Below are 16,908 nucleotides of genomic sequence, written 5' to 3' on the forward strand. Positions count from 1 at the left end.
CTTTTCAATTCCGGCACTTCTTGACTAAGCAGACCCCAGAGCTACGCTTATGATCATCGACAACCCAATCGATGAACAAACTTATCCTCAACAAATAAATGGAGTCGCGATGTCATCTGCCCATATTGCAAACAATCTCAGTGAACTGATTGGCGATACCGATCTTGTTAGAATCAACAGTCTTTCAGAGATATCAGGTTGTGAGATTCTTATTAAGTGCGAACACCAGAACCCGGGTGGTTCGATTAAAGATAGAGCGGCACTTCAGTTGGTTATGGATGCAATAGAAGCCGGTAAGCTTAAGCCGGGAATGACAATCGTTGAAGGTACTGCTGGTAATACGGGAATAGGACTTGCTCTGGTCGCTAAATCCCTTGGTTACAAAATGTTGGTGGTGATGCCAAAAGGGCAGGCACAAGAGAAAGAGCGCATGATCTCGCTTTATAATGCTGAACTGTTATTGGTCGACCCTTGTCCTTTTGCAAACCCTGAACATTTTTACCACACGGCTAAGCGGATTGGTGTCGAAAATGAGAGTTATTGGTGGGCAGATCAGTTTGAAAATCTCAGTAATTATCGAGCGCACTATTTAAATACTGGACCTGAGATCTGGCAGCAAACACAGGGGAATATTGATGCTCTAGTTTCAGTGGTGGGGACGGGTGGAACCATTGCCGGAAACTCACACTATCTATCTGAGCAGCAACCCAATCTCGAAACTTGGTTAGTTGACCCAAATGGGTCCGGCATTTATTCGTTTCTACGTAATGGACACTATCAATCAACGGGAAGTTCGTTCACGGAAGGCATAGGGATCATGCGAACGGTTGAAAATTTCAGGCAGGCAAAAATCAATCGTGCAATCACGCTTCCCGATCAGGATTTGGTGACGATATCCCGCCTTGTTGCGGAACATGACGGTATTCTTCTAGGAAGCAGTTCGTCGTTAAACGTAGCAGGCGCGCTATACGCTGCGGCTAGAATGGGGAAAGGGAAAACCATCGTTACATTCAGCTGTGACCTTGCTGAGCGCTCGTATTCGAAGCTGCACAACGAAGCGTTTCTGAAAGAAAAAGAGATACAGCTTAATAAAGAAAACCTTTCTCAACTATGGGCGCGTTATCAAGCAGAAGATGGCAGCATGGTCGTCAACGTATAGTCGTTCTAAGTGAATACTGGCCAGTGGTCTGCCAGCTCTTTCGTTAGCGCTGAATATCCGTTAGCGTTAAGCATCCGGTTAGAGCTAAACATCTGTTAGCGCCAGAACCGGCACTATTGCTTGTTATTAGAGTAGTGAATCACATTATGAAATACGGCGTTTCCTTCACCGATATTTTTGTAGGCATGGGTCTGGTTAGCATTAAAGCGAACAGCTTGTCCTGCGCGTAACGTATGCCACTCATCATCAAACATCACGGCCATCTCTCCTGAAATGCATAAGATGTGCTCAGTGACGCCTGCGTTATGTGGGGCGGATTCATGCTGGTAATCGGGTGCTAGGGTGAGTTCGAATATTTCAAATCCTAGTGCTTCCTCAAAAGGAAACAACAAACTGACGAAAAAGCCAATGTTGTATTCCTCATGTCTTAGTTCGTTTGCGTCTCTGAATAAACTCGTCAGTTCACTGTTTGGGCTAGCAGTGATAAAGCTTGAAAGTGACACCTCGAACCCAGAAGCTATTTGCCAGAGCTTAGCGACTGTCGGGCTGGATTCTCCACGTTCAATTTGTCCTAGCATTGCTTTGCTTACGCCAGTTTCTTTCGCTGTTTTGTCTAAGCTCCAGCCTTTTTGTTGGCGAAGGCGTTTCAAATTAACACCAACTTTAATTTCTGTTTGCATATTTTCTCTAAAAGTTTTTACAAATAAGTTGTGCGTTATAGCGCACAGTGCTAGGTTTGGTCTATGGACGTTATAACGCACGCAAGAAGAGATTAACATGACTAAGCTAAAATTTTCTCACGTCAGTACCGGCTTTATCGCTGTTTTCATTGGTTATGCGAGCGCTGCGGCGATTATTTTCCAAGCGGCAATGAGTGCTGGAGCAACCGAAGAACAAGTGGCGTCATGGTTTTGGGCGTTGGGAATTGGCATGGGCGTAACCACAATACTGCTCTCGTTTCATTACAAGAAGCCTGTGGTTACAGCGTGGTCGACGCCTGGAGCGGCGTTGTTAATCACATCGCTTGAAGGGCTGACAATGAATCAGGCTGTAGCCGTGTTTTTGTTCAGTTCGATGTTGATCACGTTAGTTGGATTAGCGGGGATATTTGAGAAAGTCCTAAAACAGATCCCAACATCGATTGCCTCTGCGATGCTCGCGGGGATTCTATTGCAATTCGGTTTGGGTTTGTTCACGTCGCTAATGGAAGAGGCACAAGTCGTAGCGGTCATGCTCGCTGTATTTATTCTGGCGAAAGCGCGGTTAGGAAATTTACTGATCCCAAGCATTTTCATCATCGCACTGGTCATGTGTGTGGGTTTTGGCAAACTCGATGTTAGTCAGGTAACTATGGGATTAACGACCCCGGTGTTCATTACGCCCGATTTTGAGTTCTTTTCGTTGTTCAGTGTCGGTATCCCATTGTTTATAGTGACGATGGCTTCACAGAACTTACCGGGATTTGCGGTTCTAAAAGCGAACGGATACCAAGTCGATTCATCGAAGATCATTACTACCACTGGGGTGACAGGTTTGATCTTCGCACCATTTGGCGGTTTTGCGTATAACCTTGCAGCGATTACGGGCGCTATTTGTATGGGCCCGAATGCGGATAGTAATCCAAAGACACGTTACATGGCGGGGATCTGTATGGGCGGGTTTTACTTGTTAGCTGGCGTGATGGGTATGTCATTTGTGTCGCTGTTTAGCGCTGTGCCCTCCGAGATTGTCATTGCGGTTGCTGGCTTAGCGGTGATGCCGACCTTGATGAATTGTTTAGCTGTTTCGATGGCAGACAACCACTATCGAGAGCCTGCACTGCTTACTTTCTTATTCACTGCTTCTGGCACCAATCTACTGGGGATCGGCAGTGCATTTTGGGGGTTGTGCATCGGGTTGTTTTGTTGCTGGTTGCACAATTACAAAGCTAAGTCACGTGGAGCAAACAAGGCTTCGCAAACTTCGTCGTAATCAAACGACCCAAGATTAGGATCAGGTTCGCTGTGAATTAGAAACATCAGCAAGCTGTTTGAGTAGTAAGCCCAGTCATACTCGTGACTGGGCTTGCTTACAAAGGAATAAAGCTACTTAACTTCGTATCTCAGTAGCACTTCATTATCGAGAACGACATTTGTCGACCAGATAAAGCTTGCGCCAGCACCACTGAATTTTTCGATAAAGTTCATGTACGCTTTTTTATTGTTCACGCCAATATCGTCTTCTGAATATACCGATGCTTGAGGCCAAGATGTTGAATCGAACTCTTGGTTCATCCAGTTGGTTGGTGTTTCCCAATGAGCGGCGTAGGCATCTTGACCTTGGTCAGTTCCTTCCGTGGTGCAGCTTTCAGAAAGACGCTTCCCGTCCACTTCACTCAAACAAGTCAGGTCATAAATCGGTGAGGTATAAAAGGTTTGTGCTTGCCATTCTGGTCCTGTCACGGTTCCGTCACTAAAGCTCGCGATAAAGCCACCATCACCAGCGTGGTATGCCTTTCCGCGGTTATCTTCGCTGCCAAGACCTAGGTTTTCTTCCCAATCAATCACTTTCACGGCAATCGTGTAAGGCTTCTTCACCTTAAATTTTACGATGTTTGAGTTAAACGGTGTGAAAGGAACGGTATCTACCGCGATTAACTTGCCGTTGATATAAAGTTCGAAATAGTTATCGGCAAAAATATAACCTGTTATTTCCTCACCGTCTTGATCCACTATCGCTACAGGTACAGAGCTTTGATCGACTTCGGCTAGGCTACTTGGCGTGGTGTTTGAGCACTCTTCATAAAGATCAAAGGCTTTTGGCCCTGTCGCAAAGTTGTTCTTGGCTGGAACCGTCCAAACCTTTCCTTCGGAGTCCGTAATTTCCCCGACGCCCGCCACTCGGCTACGTCCGTTTGCACACTCAAAGAGATTCGATTCAACGGTGGTCGCCACACCCTGAGTAATACTCGCTGAGCCTTGGTAATCACTGATGTTGCTGACCGAAGGCGTATCTGATGATGGTGAGCAGCCTGTAGCGAGCAAAGCAACCGATGAAAGGGCAAGGGCTTGATATTTTGTGATGAGCATTGATTGGGTATCCGAGAAGGGCTGATTTAAATAAGCGTGGTTCAAAATAAGCGAAGTGCAAGTAAATTAATTGAAAACAAAGCTATTTCAAACAAATCCGAGCTAAGTAGCTAAGTAGTTAAGTAAGCCGTGAACTCATAGCTGATAGCTGGAACGACGAAACTAAGCAAGAGCCAAAGCAATTGTGAGGTACCACGCTTATTATTTGATGAGGCATATATTACCCGTACAAATGTAAACAAGCGTAAAGCTGAGTAAGCATGCGCAAAACAGCGCTTTTATAGGATGATCACATCAGCTTGCGCGGAGCTTGAAAAAATACTTAGAACGAAGCGGTTTCAGGTTGTGATTGAGATAGTATTTTGCTACAAAACGCGCATAATCTCGCTATACAACATTTAAAGAAGAATTTACCTATGACTACCTTTCAATACTACTTTCACCAACTGCCTTGCTTCGACTGTAAAAAAACGACAGTAAGTACTGATCTTGGTTGGTTAACGCCTGCGATGAAAGACGATGCTATCGCACAAGTGACAGCAACACTTGCACAAGGCGAGGTCACTCCTGATCTTTCAGCGGACGTGGTTTGTACGAAAGATGAAGCGCGTGAGTATTTACTACTGAACTTCTTCGGTTATTCAGAAGAAGAGCTAGCAAGCGGAATCGAAGCGGATGATGAAAAAGAAGTGGTAGACGAAATCGCAGAGCTAGTAGAAGAAGGTAAAGACACCATCACCTTCGAACATGAGATTGCTCTTCAGTGCTGTGCAGACTGCGATGTTGAAGACGAGTCAAACTAAGCTCTTGTATTAAGAGTATTAAACTAAGTACTCTTATTAAGGTTCATCATGAAGCTATGATGTTCTAATGATGAAAGGCGTTAGCGAATTGAGTTCGCTAACGCCTTTTTTGTCTCTCTGTTTCTTATCTTTAAGCGGCATTCAATCTTAAGATGTTGTGCTTTCTATGATGCCTTGTTTGCTCAGTTGCGAAAGGATCTCAGCGGTCTTCTCTCTGAATAAATCTCTCAGTAGACGCACAGTCGGGGTGATGGATTGACGACTTGGACACACTAACCACAGCTCGGTAGGGGTCGGCTTAAACTCAGGCATAACTTTAACCACTTCGCCTGAAAGCAGATGAGGTGACATGTCTAAACAAGATTTTATTGCCACTCCTTTACCCGCGATACACCAACGTCTTACAAGGTCTGCGTCGTTCGAAGCGCGATTTCCTTTTAGTTTCACTTTATGATCTTGAGTACCATCGTTAAACACCCACTCGTCTTGCAACATGTCATGGAGTTGGTAAAGCAAACCATTGTGCTGCGCTAAGTCACTCGGGTGTTTTGGTGTTCCCATTTCAGCCAAGTAGTCAGGAGCCGCACACAATATCCTCGGCACATCGCATATCTTAAAACCATACATATTGGCATCGGTCGGGGAGCCGTAACGCAGCGCCATATCGACGGAATCTCGGTAGAAGTCGATATTGCTATCGCTGATGCTAGTACGAAGCGTCGCCTTTGGGTATTCAAGCAAGAACTCATCTAACCAAGGTGTGATTAGGTTGCGTCCTAGATCCGATGAAAGCGCAATTCGAATTTCACCATCAAGAATCCCGAGCTCTTCGCGCATGTTGAGCTTCGCTTGCTCCAACATCTTTAAGGCTTGTTCGCATTCCGGTAAATAACGCTCGCCAGCTGAAGAGAGCCTTAGGTGGCGCGTGGTTCTTACAAATAACTCCGCACCTAGTGCCGCTTCAACACGTTTTACCGCTGCACTTGCTGTGGCAGTGCGCATATCAAGGTTGGTGGCTGCAGCGGTGATACTGCGAAACTCCGCCACTTTCAAAATGACCTGTAAATCTTCAAGAAGCATGTTATCTACCTGTATTGAATTATGTTCTAAACATGGCGTTGGGATATTTCCCCATCACAATCTGCAAATGGGTTATCTCTACTTATCGCTTCTAAGTTAGCTTCAAATACTTAATTGTCAAAACTAATTTGATAATAATTCAAATATGAGGCTGTTTTTCATTAGTAATTTTCTCACTATCATTTCCCCATATCGACAACGTAGCGCAGTACACATCGTATGGACGAAGCCTACGATCTAGGGGGATAAGATGACTAAGAAAATCACAATGGGTGTAACGGATTTGTCGTTCCACCGTACGACCGCATCATTGGTTGCCAATGTATTGAAATCCATGGGTTTTGAGGTAGAGCGTATTTTCTCTCCACATCAGGAGAACTTTGAAAAGCTGAAAGCAGGCCAAGTGGATATGCTTTCTTCTGCGTGGTTGCCATCAAGTCACGGTATCTACAAAGCGGGCGTTGAAGAAGTTGAGCCACTTATCGAGCTTGGGCTTCATTATGAACCTTATGCTTTGTGGGGCGTACCAGACTATGTGCCTGAAGAGGCGGTTTCTGAAGTCTCTGATTTATTAAAAGCTGAAGTGATCGAGAAAATGAACTCGACCATTCAAGGCATCAACCCCGGCGCTGGTATCACACGCTTCTCTATCCAGATGATGAAAGATTATGGCCTGAGCGATGCCGGCTACCAGTTCTTTCCTGGCAGTGAAGACGATTGTTTCAGTGCCTTTGAAAGTGCAGTCGCAAACAAAGAGTGGGTGGTAGTGCCACTGTGGAAACCTCAGTTTTTGCACTATCGTTACGATATTCGTGAGCTCAAAGAGCCAAAAGGCCTACTCGGAATAGTGGACAGAGCAGTGCTTCTTTTAAGAGACGACAAGAAGCATCTGTTCAGCGAACAACAGATTCAGAAGTTGGATTCCCTATGCTTCTCGAATGACATCATCGCAGAGCTGGATTACAAAGTTTGCCGTGAAGATAAGACACAAGATCAAGTGACACATGATTGGTTGATTGAGAAAGGCCTGATTTAACCTTTCAGCCGTGGTAGTGCAGTTAGATGTCTGCATTACCCAGATAGCGGTAACACCATTATCAAAAATTATTTGAGAATTATTCAAATATTAGGCGGTTTATCTAGAGTGAGAATTGACTAAGATTAACTCGTCTAATTCAAGGAGAAAGCACAATGTCACTACCATCAAAAATGAAAGCTATCGGATTTACTCAATCACTTGCGATTACAGAGCAAGACAGTTTATTTGAGTTTGAAACGAGTCTGCCAGAACTAAAAAATAATGACTTGCTGGTAAAAGTGAGCGCGACTTCTATCAACCCTGCTGACGCAAAAATTCGTATTCGTAATGCTAAAGACAAAACTCTTGAGCAGCCAAAAGTGCTGGGCTATGACGCCGTCGGTGAAGTTGTTGGCAAAGGTGCTGACGTTGAAGGCTTCAAAGTCGGTGACCGTGTGTACTATGCGGGTGACGTAACACGCATGGGTGCTAACGCAGAATACCAAGCTGTGGACTACCGTATTACCGCTAAAGCGCCGAAGAGCCTTTCTGATGAAGCTGCAGCCGTTATGCCACTAGCGACGCTTACGGCATGGGAAGCGTTGTTTGACCGCCTACGTGTTCGTCCTGAAGAGAAAAAGTCTATCCTGATCATTGGTGGAGCGGGCGGCGTTGGTTCAATTACGATTCAACTGGCTAAGCAACTGACCAACCTAAATGTTATCGCAACAGCTTCAAGACCTGAAACTGAGCAGTGGGTAAGAGATATGGGAGCGGACTATGTGGTGAACCACCGTAACCTTGTTGAGTCTGTCCGAGAGCAAGGCATTCAACATGTCGACTACATCTTCAATGTTGCTGATACAAAAGGGCACTGGGATGCGATGGTTGAGTTGATCGCACCGCAAGGCATGATCAGTTCGATTGTTGAATTTGATGGTGGTATTGACTTATCAGCGCTGCAAGGAAAATCAGCAGGCTTTGTTTGGGAGCTGATGTTCACGCGTTCATTGTTTAACACCGAAGATATCCAGAAGCAGCAAGACATCCTATTCCAAGCCGCGAATCTGATTGATTCGGGCCGTATTAAAACGACTCTAACCACGACCCTAAATGGCTTTAGTGTGGATACAATCAAAGATGCACACCAACGCATTGAGAGCAGTGCCTCGATTGGTAAAACTGCCATCAAATACTAATTGCTGATGTTTTAATCCGTCGTTGTTTTGAGTCGTTGACGGTTTAAATAGAAGAAGCCCCTGATATCTGATTGCTAGTCAAAAGGTTTCAGGGGCTTTTGTTTGTTTTCAGTTTAGTCAGCTTCTGGTGATGTGATAGGTTTCGATGTTCTGAAGTGAAGCTGTATTAGGTCTAGCTCAAAAGGCGAGGGCTGTTTGTCCGCAATCAAAAAAACTATTTGTTTGATGTCTCGTGCCTTAAGTTCCGGCGCATCGCTCAGTAGCCGACCTCTGAACACCGCTTGAAAATCATTGAAGTGGAACACCTTGTTAAGCCGCACTCCCTTTATCGTAACGAGATCGTGTTTGTATTGAACTCGATTACCATCTTTCGATGTTGTGAGCCTCAGTTGGTAGGTGCGACCATCACCAACGAAAACTAGCTCTGCGCTATCTATTTCATGGGCTGGTGATTCAATGGAGCGCTTTACAGAACTGAAACCACCATTGTTTTCTAACGATAGCTCGCCCCTAAATCGGCTCATATCATCAAGATAAATGAGCCCGCCCGTTGAGATGCCACCCATTACATCGTCGTTGGTCGCTGTCCAATTCTTGTGTTCGTTCGGTTGTATAAAATCAATCATACCTATGCCTGCTACAGATACTTGAGACCATAACAAGGAGAGGCTGAGTACTAGCCAAAAAGGGTGTCTTCGCTTAAGCAATGAAGCCGTTTCGTTCATGATTGTCTCCGTTAGCCGTTAGCCGCTAGCCGTTAGTCTGTTCGCGTTTTATGGAGAAGGTTCAGTGGCAAGCATACCCATACAATGCTCAATAAATTCAGAGTAATTTGAAGCGTTGTCGTACTCAATTTTTAGCGAACCGTGAAACATCAGCGTCACCGTGACGTCTTTATAGCTTAGCCAACAGGTGTAACCGTCGTAATCATGCCAAGCCGTCATTTCGCCAACTAGATATTTGTTGTCCCGTTGCTCACCGGAAGAGCGAATAAACTCAAATACTCTGAGAAATTCAATAATGGTGATTCTGTTGTCCATCTGTTACTCCCGCTGCGTCATCTTTGAGAATAGGCTGATCTTTGGTGATTAGATTGCCTACGTCTTTCTTTCATATCCTTACGGCTTACCTCTGTGCCCCGATCACTGAAAGGGTCTTACCTTCTCGATAAACCGCTGTTTTCTAATATTTCATCATCATTCCATACATCTGTTCAATCCAGAGCGAAGCGTGCGTAACAAACTCGAATAACAACGTTAACCCTCAAGATAAAGACGAGCTTAATTTGCGTTTATGGTGGTTAATTAAAATTAGAGTCGATAGGATAAATAGCATCGGAGCCTTGTTATTGGCTGAAATGGAATCTACAGAAAGTGCGTGTCAACATGATAGAAAAACTGAAAAAGGAATGGTTTCTTGTAGGGATGGTGGTGGCTATGGTCGTTGCTGTTTTTACGCCGGATTGGGGCAAATCGGGTGGGGTACTTCATCTCGATACGGTGACTGTTCTCGGCATCGCTTTGGTGTTTTTCTTACACGGTTTGGGTTTGTCTCCCAAAGCCATTCTTGAGGGGCTTTCGAATTGGAAGCTGCATGTTTTTGTACAAAGCGCGACATTCTTAGTTTACCCACTGCTTTGGGTGATATTCGGGCAAGGCTTTGTCGCTTATATGCCAGCAGCTCTGGCCTTTGGTTTCTGTTACCTCTTCGTATTACCGAGTACGATTTCGTCTTCGGTCGCGATGACGGTGATTGGAAAAGGAAACCTACCGGGTGCGATATTCAATGCATCACTTTCTAGTATTTTAGGCGTGTTCATTACGCCTCTACTGATCCAGCTCTTTATGGGGTTGGAAGGTGCAGAGCTAAACCTGATGGAATCGGTGATCTCTATATCTAAAATGCTGCTATTGCCAATGATTGTCGGCCAGTTGATGCGCCCGTTACTGTTTGAATGGACTCAGAAACACAAGTCAGTGGTCAATAAGTTAGATAAATACGTGATACTCCTGATCGTCTACAGTGCTTTCTGTGACTCTATTGAACACGGTATTTGGAGCGACTTTTCACCAATGCTGTTGTTGCTGTCAGCGGTGATTTGTTTAGTGGTATTGATGGTGATGGTACACGGCATTCAATGGAGTGCCCGAAAGGTTGGATTCAATCATCAAGATGAAGTCGCGGCAGTATTCTGTGGTACTAAGAAGACCTTAGCGGCAGGTATTCCTATGGCTAAGGTGATCTTTGCTCACAACCCTAATCTAGGGATGATATTACTACCAATCATGCTTTATCACCCGATTCAGATCTTTTACTGTGCAGTGCTAGCCAACCGTTACGCCAAGGTTGATACACAATCTAGTTAAACTTGTTTGTTGTTACAAGTACAACAGAAAAACGCCTTTCACTTCGCTGTGAAAGGCGTTTGTATTTGAATCTACTTCACTTTAATTAGAGTGCTTGAATCTGTATGAGCAAATGCGTTGTCGTAGATCTCTAAGCCTGTTGTTTGAGAGTACGTCAGCGTATCGTCTGAAATGCTAATGTTCATCGTGAAGCCCGTGGTGGTTGCGTTGTCCGTCATGTATTCGGACTCAGCGATGCCACGCTTAGACGCAACTAACGTCATTGTATCGCCAGCAGGGCCTTCTGCGGTGACACATGTGGTGCGTGGTACGCAGTAAGAGTTGTAGACGACCTGATTTTTTTGGTCGTAGATGAAGTAGCCACGTTGATCGTGGAACTTAGAGTCGTCGGCCTTTCTGAATACTTCTTGTTTGTAGTACAGAGCAACCAGATATTGATCGCTGGCATTGGTTGCATCTGCCGCAACCTCAAACGTCATTACTTCATAGAATGGTGTAACCGCGGGACCACCTGCACCCACTTCTGTGCCTTCTTGGCCTGGAGAAATATCAACGCCGCCAGTTTCGACTGATTTCCATGTGCCGACTAACTTTGCGAGTGGACCAAAATCCATACCATTGATTGTGTTGTGGTCGGCTACTGCTGGAGCCGAGATTACCGCTGCGATACCAAGTGCTAATAATTTTTTCACTTTAACTTCCTTTTTTGTAATTATCTGACCACATTAAAAGTAAGGTTATTGTGAAGCCAATTTATTAACCCAGATCAGTGTTCTTGGTTAATATGAAAGCGATTTGTAACTTGATGTATCAGTCAATAAGAGAATATTAATGCGGCTAAATATTGAACGAATAGCTGTGATTTGTTCATCGAGGTTTAATTCAAAATTGCATTAGTCTGAGCCTTATTAATTTTGCTATTACACATTTCAAATTCTCATGTATGATGTGCGCCCATAATTGTATGACAAATGTGTAATCTTACTTCTGTATGAATAAAGCTGTTAACCACGCCATTTTGCTTTTGGTGCTCGCAAACCTACTTGCGTCTTTTTCAGACGTATCATTGAAGATACTGAATGGCGAAGTCCCTACGTTCCAGTACGTGTTTATCCGTCAGCTATTGAGCGTGATCTTGTTGCTTCCATTTTGGTTAAAGTTACCGAGAGGGACGCGTATGAAAGGCGGTTGCCGAATCAACTTCTTAAGGGCTCAATTTATCTTAGTGGGGAGTGGCTGCGCGATGATCGCCATTACACACCTTACTTTGGCGACAGCAAACGCGATGTTCTACGTTGGACCAATCCTTATGCTGCCTTTGTCGATCGTGCTGTTGAAAGAAAGGCCGACATCTTCAAAAGTGATCGCGACCCTGATTGGTTTTGTGGGCGTATTAATCGTGTTACGCCCTGAACAATTTCATTGGGCGGCGATTGCTGGGCTAGGCAGTGCGCTTGCGATGGGCGTGGGTAATATCTTGATTAAACGCTTGAATGCAGAGCAACACATCATCTCAACTCTGTTCTGGACCAGCATTATGACTCTGCCACTTGCACTGGCATTAGCGCTGCCAACTTGGTCTGCGCTCGAATGGCGTCATGTTGGTTGGATCATGGCAATCAACTTGTTCGTACTTGGATACCATGCGCTTGTGGTGGTGGCTTACAAAAAAGCACCGGCCAACCAGATTGCGCTCGCCGAATATTCTGGGTTGGTGTTCGTAACATTGTTTGGTGTTATGTGGTTCGATGAGATTCCAGACATCCTGACGCTGGTGGGCATTAGTCTCATCGTTATTCCAATGATGCCGATTAAATGGAAGAAGGTTTTCAAGTGGAGAGACCGAGCCGCTTTAGAAGTTGAGGTTACTCCGCCTAAACCATAGCGGCTTGTCTCTCAGTCATTCTGGATTCCAAATAAACCACATCAGGGAAGGTCGTCTAAACTTATGGTTTGTATCGCTTCAAAATACGACAATTTGGGCTCTAAAAACGTTCTCGAAATAAATGCAAATTAGTGCTTTACCTCAACTTAACTTGAGGTATTAGGATGTGCAACGTTGCTTACGAGAATACTTTAAGGAGAGAAGAATGATCCAACTTGAACATGTGAATTTAGTCGTCAAGGACATCCCTGAAATGCTGACTTTCTATAAAGCGGCGTTTCCACACTGGTACGTTCGTGATGAAGGAAAAGGCGAATGGTCAGGCAAGCCACGTAACTGGCTGCATTTTGGCGACGAGTACCAATACATCGCATTGAGTGATCACGGTGAGGGTGAAAACAGAGATTTGGCAGGGCACTCTGTTGGCCTCGCGCACTTCGCTTATGTGACCAATAATATCGAAAGCGTCACTCAACGTCTTATCGATGCGGGTTTCCCGATTGCTAAACCTGGCGCTGAAGAACCTTATCGAAAAAATGTCTACTTTGTGGATCCGGCAGGCTTTGAAATCGAGTTCGTTGAATACCTAAGTGATGACCCTAAGTTACGAAATGCCACGAGTTAGTTACGTAATACGCCGCTTTGTTAAAGTTGGTTAGCTGAATGAAAGCGCGCTAGAGAGCATTTATAGAAAAGGGCATTGTGGAATAATCCGCAATGCCCTTTTTAGGTCTATGCAATAGCTGATTATTTAGCTGATGTTTAGCTCAGTTGTTGGGTTGTTTATTTAGCCTTAAAAGGCACCAACAGTTGTTTGCCAAACACATTAATCAGCGCGCCAGTCACAATCAGGCCACCGCCTAGATAAGTCCAAACCGATGGAATTTCATTAAAGATCCACACGCCTAACAGTGCCGAGAAGACTATCTGGACGTATGAGTAAGCCGAAGCTTTACCCGCCGCTTGAGTCTGCATCGCTTTGGTCAAACCGTATTGGCCTATCTGAGTGAAAATACCGACTAACACGAGCATCACGGTTAAGAATAGACTTGGCCATACAAAGTCGTTCCAAATAAGGACTGTCGATATTGGCAGAGCAACCAGTGGGAAGTAGAAGATGATGACAGAGCTGTCTTCCGTCTGGCTCAGCTTTCTCACAATCACATAAGCAATTGAGCTACCAAACGCACCACATAACGCCACCATAATGCTGAATAGCGGTAACTCGCTGCTCGCGCCGCTGTTCATGCTTGGTTGAACCATCACCAATAATCCCGCTAGGCAGAATGCAATGCAGATCATGGTCGATTTCTGGACGCGTTCTTTCAGGAACAACACACCGAGCAACGCGGTAAAGACCGGATGTACGTATTGTAGAATGGTCGCTTCTGCTAACGGAAGAGTGGTTACCGCGTAGTAAACACACATCAGTGCTGCAGTACCTACTGCGCCACGAACAAACAACAAAGGTTTGTTATTACCCCAGATCGAAATGCCTTTTCGTTTTACGTCGATGTAGCTGATGATCAAAGACACCAAAGCCCTTGCTGCAACGATTTCGAATACAGGAATGCCATAATTGCTGATGTATTTCACACAAGCTGACATCAGTGCGAATCCAAAAGCGGAGAGGATCATGAATCGAACCCCAACAGGGATTTGTGAAAAAGAGAAAGAAGACATAAAAATATCAATCGGTTGAGGGAACAGGAATCATAACTTAGTTTAGAAGAGCCGACCAAAGTCTTTGTCCCGTTCTATTACACCAAACCATTGATATTGCTGTGCGAGTACTTTCAGCAACTCGATCTCTTTTGTTGTCTCTTCTCTAAGCCATTCAATAAGGTCGTTGATGATAGGCGTGTGACTACGCTGGTGCATGAAGTAAGTCCAAGCACTGTGTTGGATTTTTGCATTTCTAGGGCAGTACAAGAAGCCTCGTTGGAGATCTTGTTGAACTAACAACAGATCCGTGACCGTAACCCCTTCACCGGATAGACAGGCACTGAGCGCCATATCTAAAGACAAGAAGCTGGTATTTCTGACAGGTTTCTTTGGTGGGAATTCAACATCGGCCAGCCACACTTTCCAGTCGTGATGATCTAAGGTTGGATGCAGCCTTGGCAAGGTTAAGATTGAATCAAGGTCGGTGTCTTTGGTGGTTAAACTAGTAGAGCAAACCGGCGCCATGAACTCTTCACGCAAGAAGGTAATGTCAGGTGCCTTGTCATAGCGTTTTTTGAAACGCGTGTGGAAGATCAGTAGATCATACTCACTACTATTAATCGATTCGTCTTCCTCAATCACAGGAACAATGACTATCTCATGATCTTGATAACGCTCGTTTAATTCCCGAACTTTGGAGATCAATACTCGCGTCGCGAAACTCAGAGTCGCTTTGATCACGATACGCTTCTGCTTGGGCTCACTCCAAGAGGCGATAACAGCTTCGATATTACCGTAGCTTTCTCGCAAAGCCACATACAAATCATGACCTTGTACCGTTAATTCTATGGCTCGATGCTTACGAATAACCAGTGATGCGTTTAACTCATCTTCAAGCTGTTTGATCTGTCGGCTGATCGCACTTTGTGTCACATGCAGCTCTTCGGCAGCCAGCGTAAAGCTCATCAGCCTTGCGGCAGCTTCAAAGGCTTTTAAGCCATTATGTGATGATGGCAAGCTAGGATATGGGGTCATAATTCGTTCGCATGAGTTTATGGAATGTTAGAGTCGCAAATTTATCAATTGAACGCTAGCCTCATCGATCGTATTTTGGGCGAAATTACCTGAGGCGCTCATGAAAAAAATACTCACTCTTGCATTCCCTTTGATCATTTCACAGCTGATCTCTATGGCTTTAGTCCTTACTGATGTTTGGATGATGTCGCGTATCAGTGTGTCAGCCCTTGCGGCTGGTGGCTTAGGTGCCTCAATCTACTTTTTCATCTTCATTATTGCGAGCAGCACCGTGGGTTGTGTCGCGAACTTGATTGCGATTGCTTATGGTCAGCGCGTAGCTCGCCCTGAGTTTGGTAATACACAAATCAGATTGGCGGTGAAAGGTGCAACCATGTTGGCATTCGTGCTCAGCGTGACCTTAATGGTGAGTTTCTGGTTTGCTCCGCTGGTGTTGGAAGCGGCGAAACAACCTCAAGAAGTGATCACTTTAGCCATGGAATATGTCCATGCTCTAAAATGGGTGATGTTACCTTCGCTTATCTTATTGGTGTTGCGTGGCTTAACCAGTGCGTTTGGTAATGTGCGTTCTATTCTGGTGATGTCGATTATCACCGTAATTCTGAATGTGCCAGTGAGCTACTTTCTCACCTTCCAATTAGACATGGGCTTAACAGGTTTAGGGCTTGGTACGGCTATCGCGGCATTTATCGTGATGGTTGGATATACGGTTTGGGTATTTAAGCGTGACGAGTTTAAGCAGTTCGCCCCTTGGCTAAATACAGAAGAGTATTCAATCAAGTTGATGAGCCCATTGTTGTTGATGGGTCTACCTATCGGCTTGGCTGCTTTACTTGAGCATGGCTTGATTTACGGTGGCACCTTGATGGCGGGCACGATCAGTATTGCTTCGTTAGCCTTGCACCAAATCTTGCTGCAATGTTTAAGCTTTACTTGGAACTTCAATTTTGGTTTCTCACAAGCTGCGGCGATTTTGGTTGGCCGTGATTTTGGCGCGGGTAACTACGAAGGAATAAAAAGAACCTCGATTCAAAGCTTCATATTGGTGTCGGTGTTGAGTGTGGCGTTGTCGGCCGTGTTCATTATATGGCCTGAGATGATCGCTTCTATCTTCAAGTTAGACGATGGCACGGGTGCTATGACTTCACTACTGGCTTCTGTGATTTGGGTCGTTGCTTTGTGCTTTATTGTTGATGCTTGGCAGCTACTGGCGATTAACCTGCTAAGAGGCATGAAGATTGTCTCTATGCCAACCGTGATGACTGCCATCGGTTACTGGGTATTTGGCTTGCCTGCGGCTTGGTATTTGATGCCTAAGTTCGAATTGGCAGGGATTTGGGGCGGAATCGGTGTTGGCTTAGGCGTGACAGGTATTCTGCTGCTTATCCAATTGATGCGTGTCATTCAAAAGAACAACCAATCTCCAGATTTGTCGAATCATGCTTATACGTGATTTGCTTGTGATGCTCGCCTTTACCATGGAACCTTGAACGATAAACGTTGTATTGCTGACCGAGAACTATCAATTACCAACAATGACCTATAAGCCCTGAATTGCGTACTTCGTAATTTAGACCTTGGTCTTACAGAAACCGAGCTAAAAGGTGACTAGAATGATTTGAGTTGCTCA

The 16,908-nt window shown here is 44.9% G+C and carries 17 protein-coding genes; 9 read left to right on the forward strand and 8 right to left on the reverse strand.

Annotated features, from left to right (window positions below):
- Window positions 1-109: 109 nt before the first annotated feature.
- Window positions 110-1,159, forward strand: coding sequence for a cysteine synthase A (locus AB4307_RS19225; RefSeq protein ID WP_372113130.1), 1,050 nt, complete (start codon window positions 110-112; stop codon window positions 1,157-1,159).
- A 113-nt stretch (window positions 1,160-1,272) separates the two neighbouring features.
- On the opposite strand, the gene AB4307_RS19230 is transcribed toward AB4307_RS19225, so the two are convergent.
- Window positions 1,273-1,839, reverse strand: a complete 567-nt coding sequence (locus AB4307_RS19230) for a helix-turn-helix domain-containing protein (RefSeq protein ID WP_372133033.1) — start codon at window positions 1,837-1,839, stop codon at window positions 1,273-1,275.
- Between the two features lie 97 nt (window positions 1,840-1,936).
- On the opposite strand from AB4307_RS19230, the gene AB4307_RS19235 reads away from it, so the two are divergent.
- Window positions 1,937-3,130 carry a benzoate/H(+) symporter BenE family transporter gene (locus AB4307_RS19235; RefSeq protein WP_372133036.1) on the forward strand — a complete coding sequence of 398 codons (1,194 nt, stop codon included), beginning with the start codon at window positions 1,937-1,939 and terminating at the stop codon, window positions 3,128-3,130.
- 113 nt (window positions 3,131-3,243) lie between these two features.
- On the opposite strand, the gene AB4307_RS19240 is transcribed toward AB4307_RS19235, so the two are convergent.
- Window positions 3,244-4,227 carry a hypothetical protein gene (locus AB4307_RS19240; protein WP_372133039.1) on the reverse strand — a complete coding sequence of 328 codons (984 nt, stop codon included), beginning with the start codon at window positions 4,225-4,227 and terminating at the stop codon, window positions 3,244-3,246.
- Between the two features lie 416 nt (window positions 4,228-4,643).
- Here AB4307_RS19240 and AB4307_RS19245 point away from each other — a divergent pair, with 416 nt between their 5' ends.
- Window positions 4,644-5,030 carry a hypothetical protein gene (locus AB4307_RS19245; protein WP_102333936.1) on the forward strand — a complete coding sequence of 129 codons (387 nt, stop codon included), beginning with the start codon at window positions 4,644-4,646 and terminating at the stop codon, window positions 5,028-5,030.
- Between the two features lie 147 nt (window positions 5,031-5,177).
- Here the strand turns inward: AB4307_RS19245 and AB4307_RS19250 are convergent, their stop codons facing one another.
- A complete protein-coding gene (locus AB4307_RS19250) occupies window positions 5,178-6,110 on the reverse strand; it encodes a LysR family transcriptional regulator (RefSeq protein WP_102428016.1) in 933 nt (310 codons plus the stop codon).
- Window positions 6,111-6,378: 268 nt separating this feature from the next.
- Here AB4307_RS19250 and AB4307_RS19255 point away from each other — a divergent pair, with 268 nt between their 5' ends.
- Entirely contained in the window at window positions 6,379-7,146 is a 768-nt protein-coding gene (locus AB4307_RS19255; protein ID WP_372133082.1) for a glycine betaine ABC transporter substrate-binding protein, read from the forward strand.
- A 155-nt stretch (window positions 7,147-7,301) separates the two neighbouring features.
- Entirely contained in the window at window positions 7,302-8,327 is a 1,026-nt protein-coding gene (locus AB4307_RS19260) for a zinc-binding alcohol dehydrogenase family protein (RefSeq protein WP_102394463.1), read from the forward strand.
- 113 nt (window positions 8,328-8,440) lie between these two features.
- Here the strand turns inward: AB4307_RS19260 and AB4307_RS19265 are convergent, their stop codons facing one another.
- Complete coding sequence (locus AB4307_RS19265) at window positions 8,441-9,052, reverse strand: CIA30 family protein (RefSeq protein ID WP_372133042.1); 612 nt, start codon at window positions 9,050-9,052, stop codon at window positions 8,441-8,443.
- 48 nt (window positions 9,053-9,100) lie between these two features.
- The gene (locus tag AB4307_RS19270) at window positions 9,101-9,367 is read right to left on the reverse strand and encodes a DUF3081 domain-containing protein (RefSeq protein ID WP_017068432.1); all 267 of its coding nucleotides are present in this window, start codon (window positions 9,365-9,367) and stop codon (window positions 9,101-9,103) included.
- Between the two features lie 345 nt (window positions 9,368-9,712).
- Between AB4307_RS19270 and AB4307_RS19275 the strand changes: the two genes are divergently transcribed.
- Window positions 9,713-10,693 (forward strand): bile acid:sodium symporter family protein, encoded by a 981-nt coding sequence (locus AB4307_RS19275; RefSeq protein ID WP_032545880.1) that lies wholly within the window; start codon window positions 9,713-9,715, stop codon window positions 10,691-10,693.
- Between the two features lie 71 nt (window positions 10,694-10,764).
- On the opposite strand, the gene AB4307_RS19280 is transcribed toward AB4307_RS19275, so the two are convergent.
- Complete coding sequence (locus AB4307_RS19280; RefSeq protein ID WP_017062436.1) at window positions 10,765-11,385, reverse strand: heme-binding beta-barrel domain-containing protein; 621 nt, start codon at window positions 11,383-11,385, stop codon at window positions 10,765-10,767.
- A 299-nt stretch (window positions 11,386-11,684) separates the two neighbouring features.
- Between AB4307_RS19280 and AB4307_RS19285 the strand changes: the two genes are divergently transcribed.
- Both AB4307_RS19285 and AB4307_RS19290 read left to right on the forward strand, forming a co-directional pair.
- The gene (locus AB4307_RS19285; protein WP_372113140.1) at window positions 11,685-12,578 is read left to right on the forward strand and encodes a DMT family transporter; all 894 of its coding nucleotides are present in this window, start codon (window positions 11,685-11,687) and stop codon (window positions 12,576-12,578) included.
- Window positions 12,579-12,783: 205 nt separating this feature from the next.
- Window positions 12,784-13,203, forward strand: coding sequence for a VOC family protein (locus AB4307_RS19290; protein WP_017065925.1), 420 nt, complete (start codon window positions 12,784-12,786; stop codon window positions 13,201-13,203).
- A gap of 158 nt (window positions 13,204-13,361) precedes the next feature.
- On the opposite strand, the gene AB4307_RS19295 is transcribed toward AB4307_RS19290, so the two are convergent.
- Window positions 13,362-14,261: a DMT family transporter gene (locus tag AB4307_RS19295; protein ID WP_017068434.1), complete on the reverse strand. Its 900-nt coding sequence runs from the start codon at window positions 14,259-14,261 to the stop codon at window positions 13,362-13,364.
- A gap of 42 nt (window positions 14,262-14,303) precedes the next feature.
- Complete coding sequence (locus AB4307_RS19300; protein ID WP_372113142.1) at window positions 14,304-15,278, reverse strand: LysR family transcriptional regulator; 975 nt, start codon at window positions 15,276-15,278, stop codon at window positions 14,304-14,306.
- Window positions 15,279-15,378: 100 nt separating this feature from the next.
- Between AB4307_RS19300 and AB4307_RS19305 the strand changes: the two genes are divergently transcribed.
- Window positions 15,379-16,731 carry an MATE family efflux transporter gene (locus AB4307_RS19305; RefSeq protein ID WP_372127552.1) on the forward strand — a complete coding sequence of 451 codons (1,353 nt, stop codon included), beginning with the start codon at window positions 15,379-15,381 and terminating at the stop codon, window positions 16,729-16,731.
- Window positions 16,732-16,908 lie beyond the last annotated feature (177 nt).

The sequence above is a fragment of the Vibrio sp. 10N.261.52.C2 genome (assembly GCF_041471425.1).
GTDB classification, from domain to species: Bacteria; Pseudomonadota; Gammaproteobacteria; order Enterobacterales; family Vibrionaceae; genus Vibrio; species Vibrio crassostreae_C.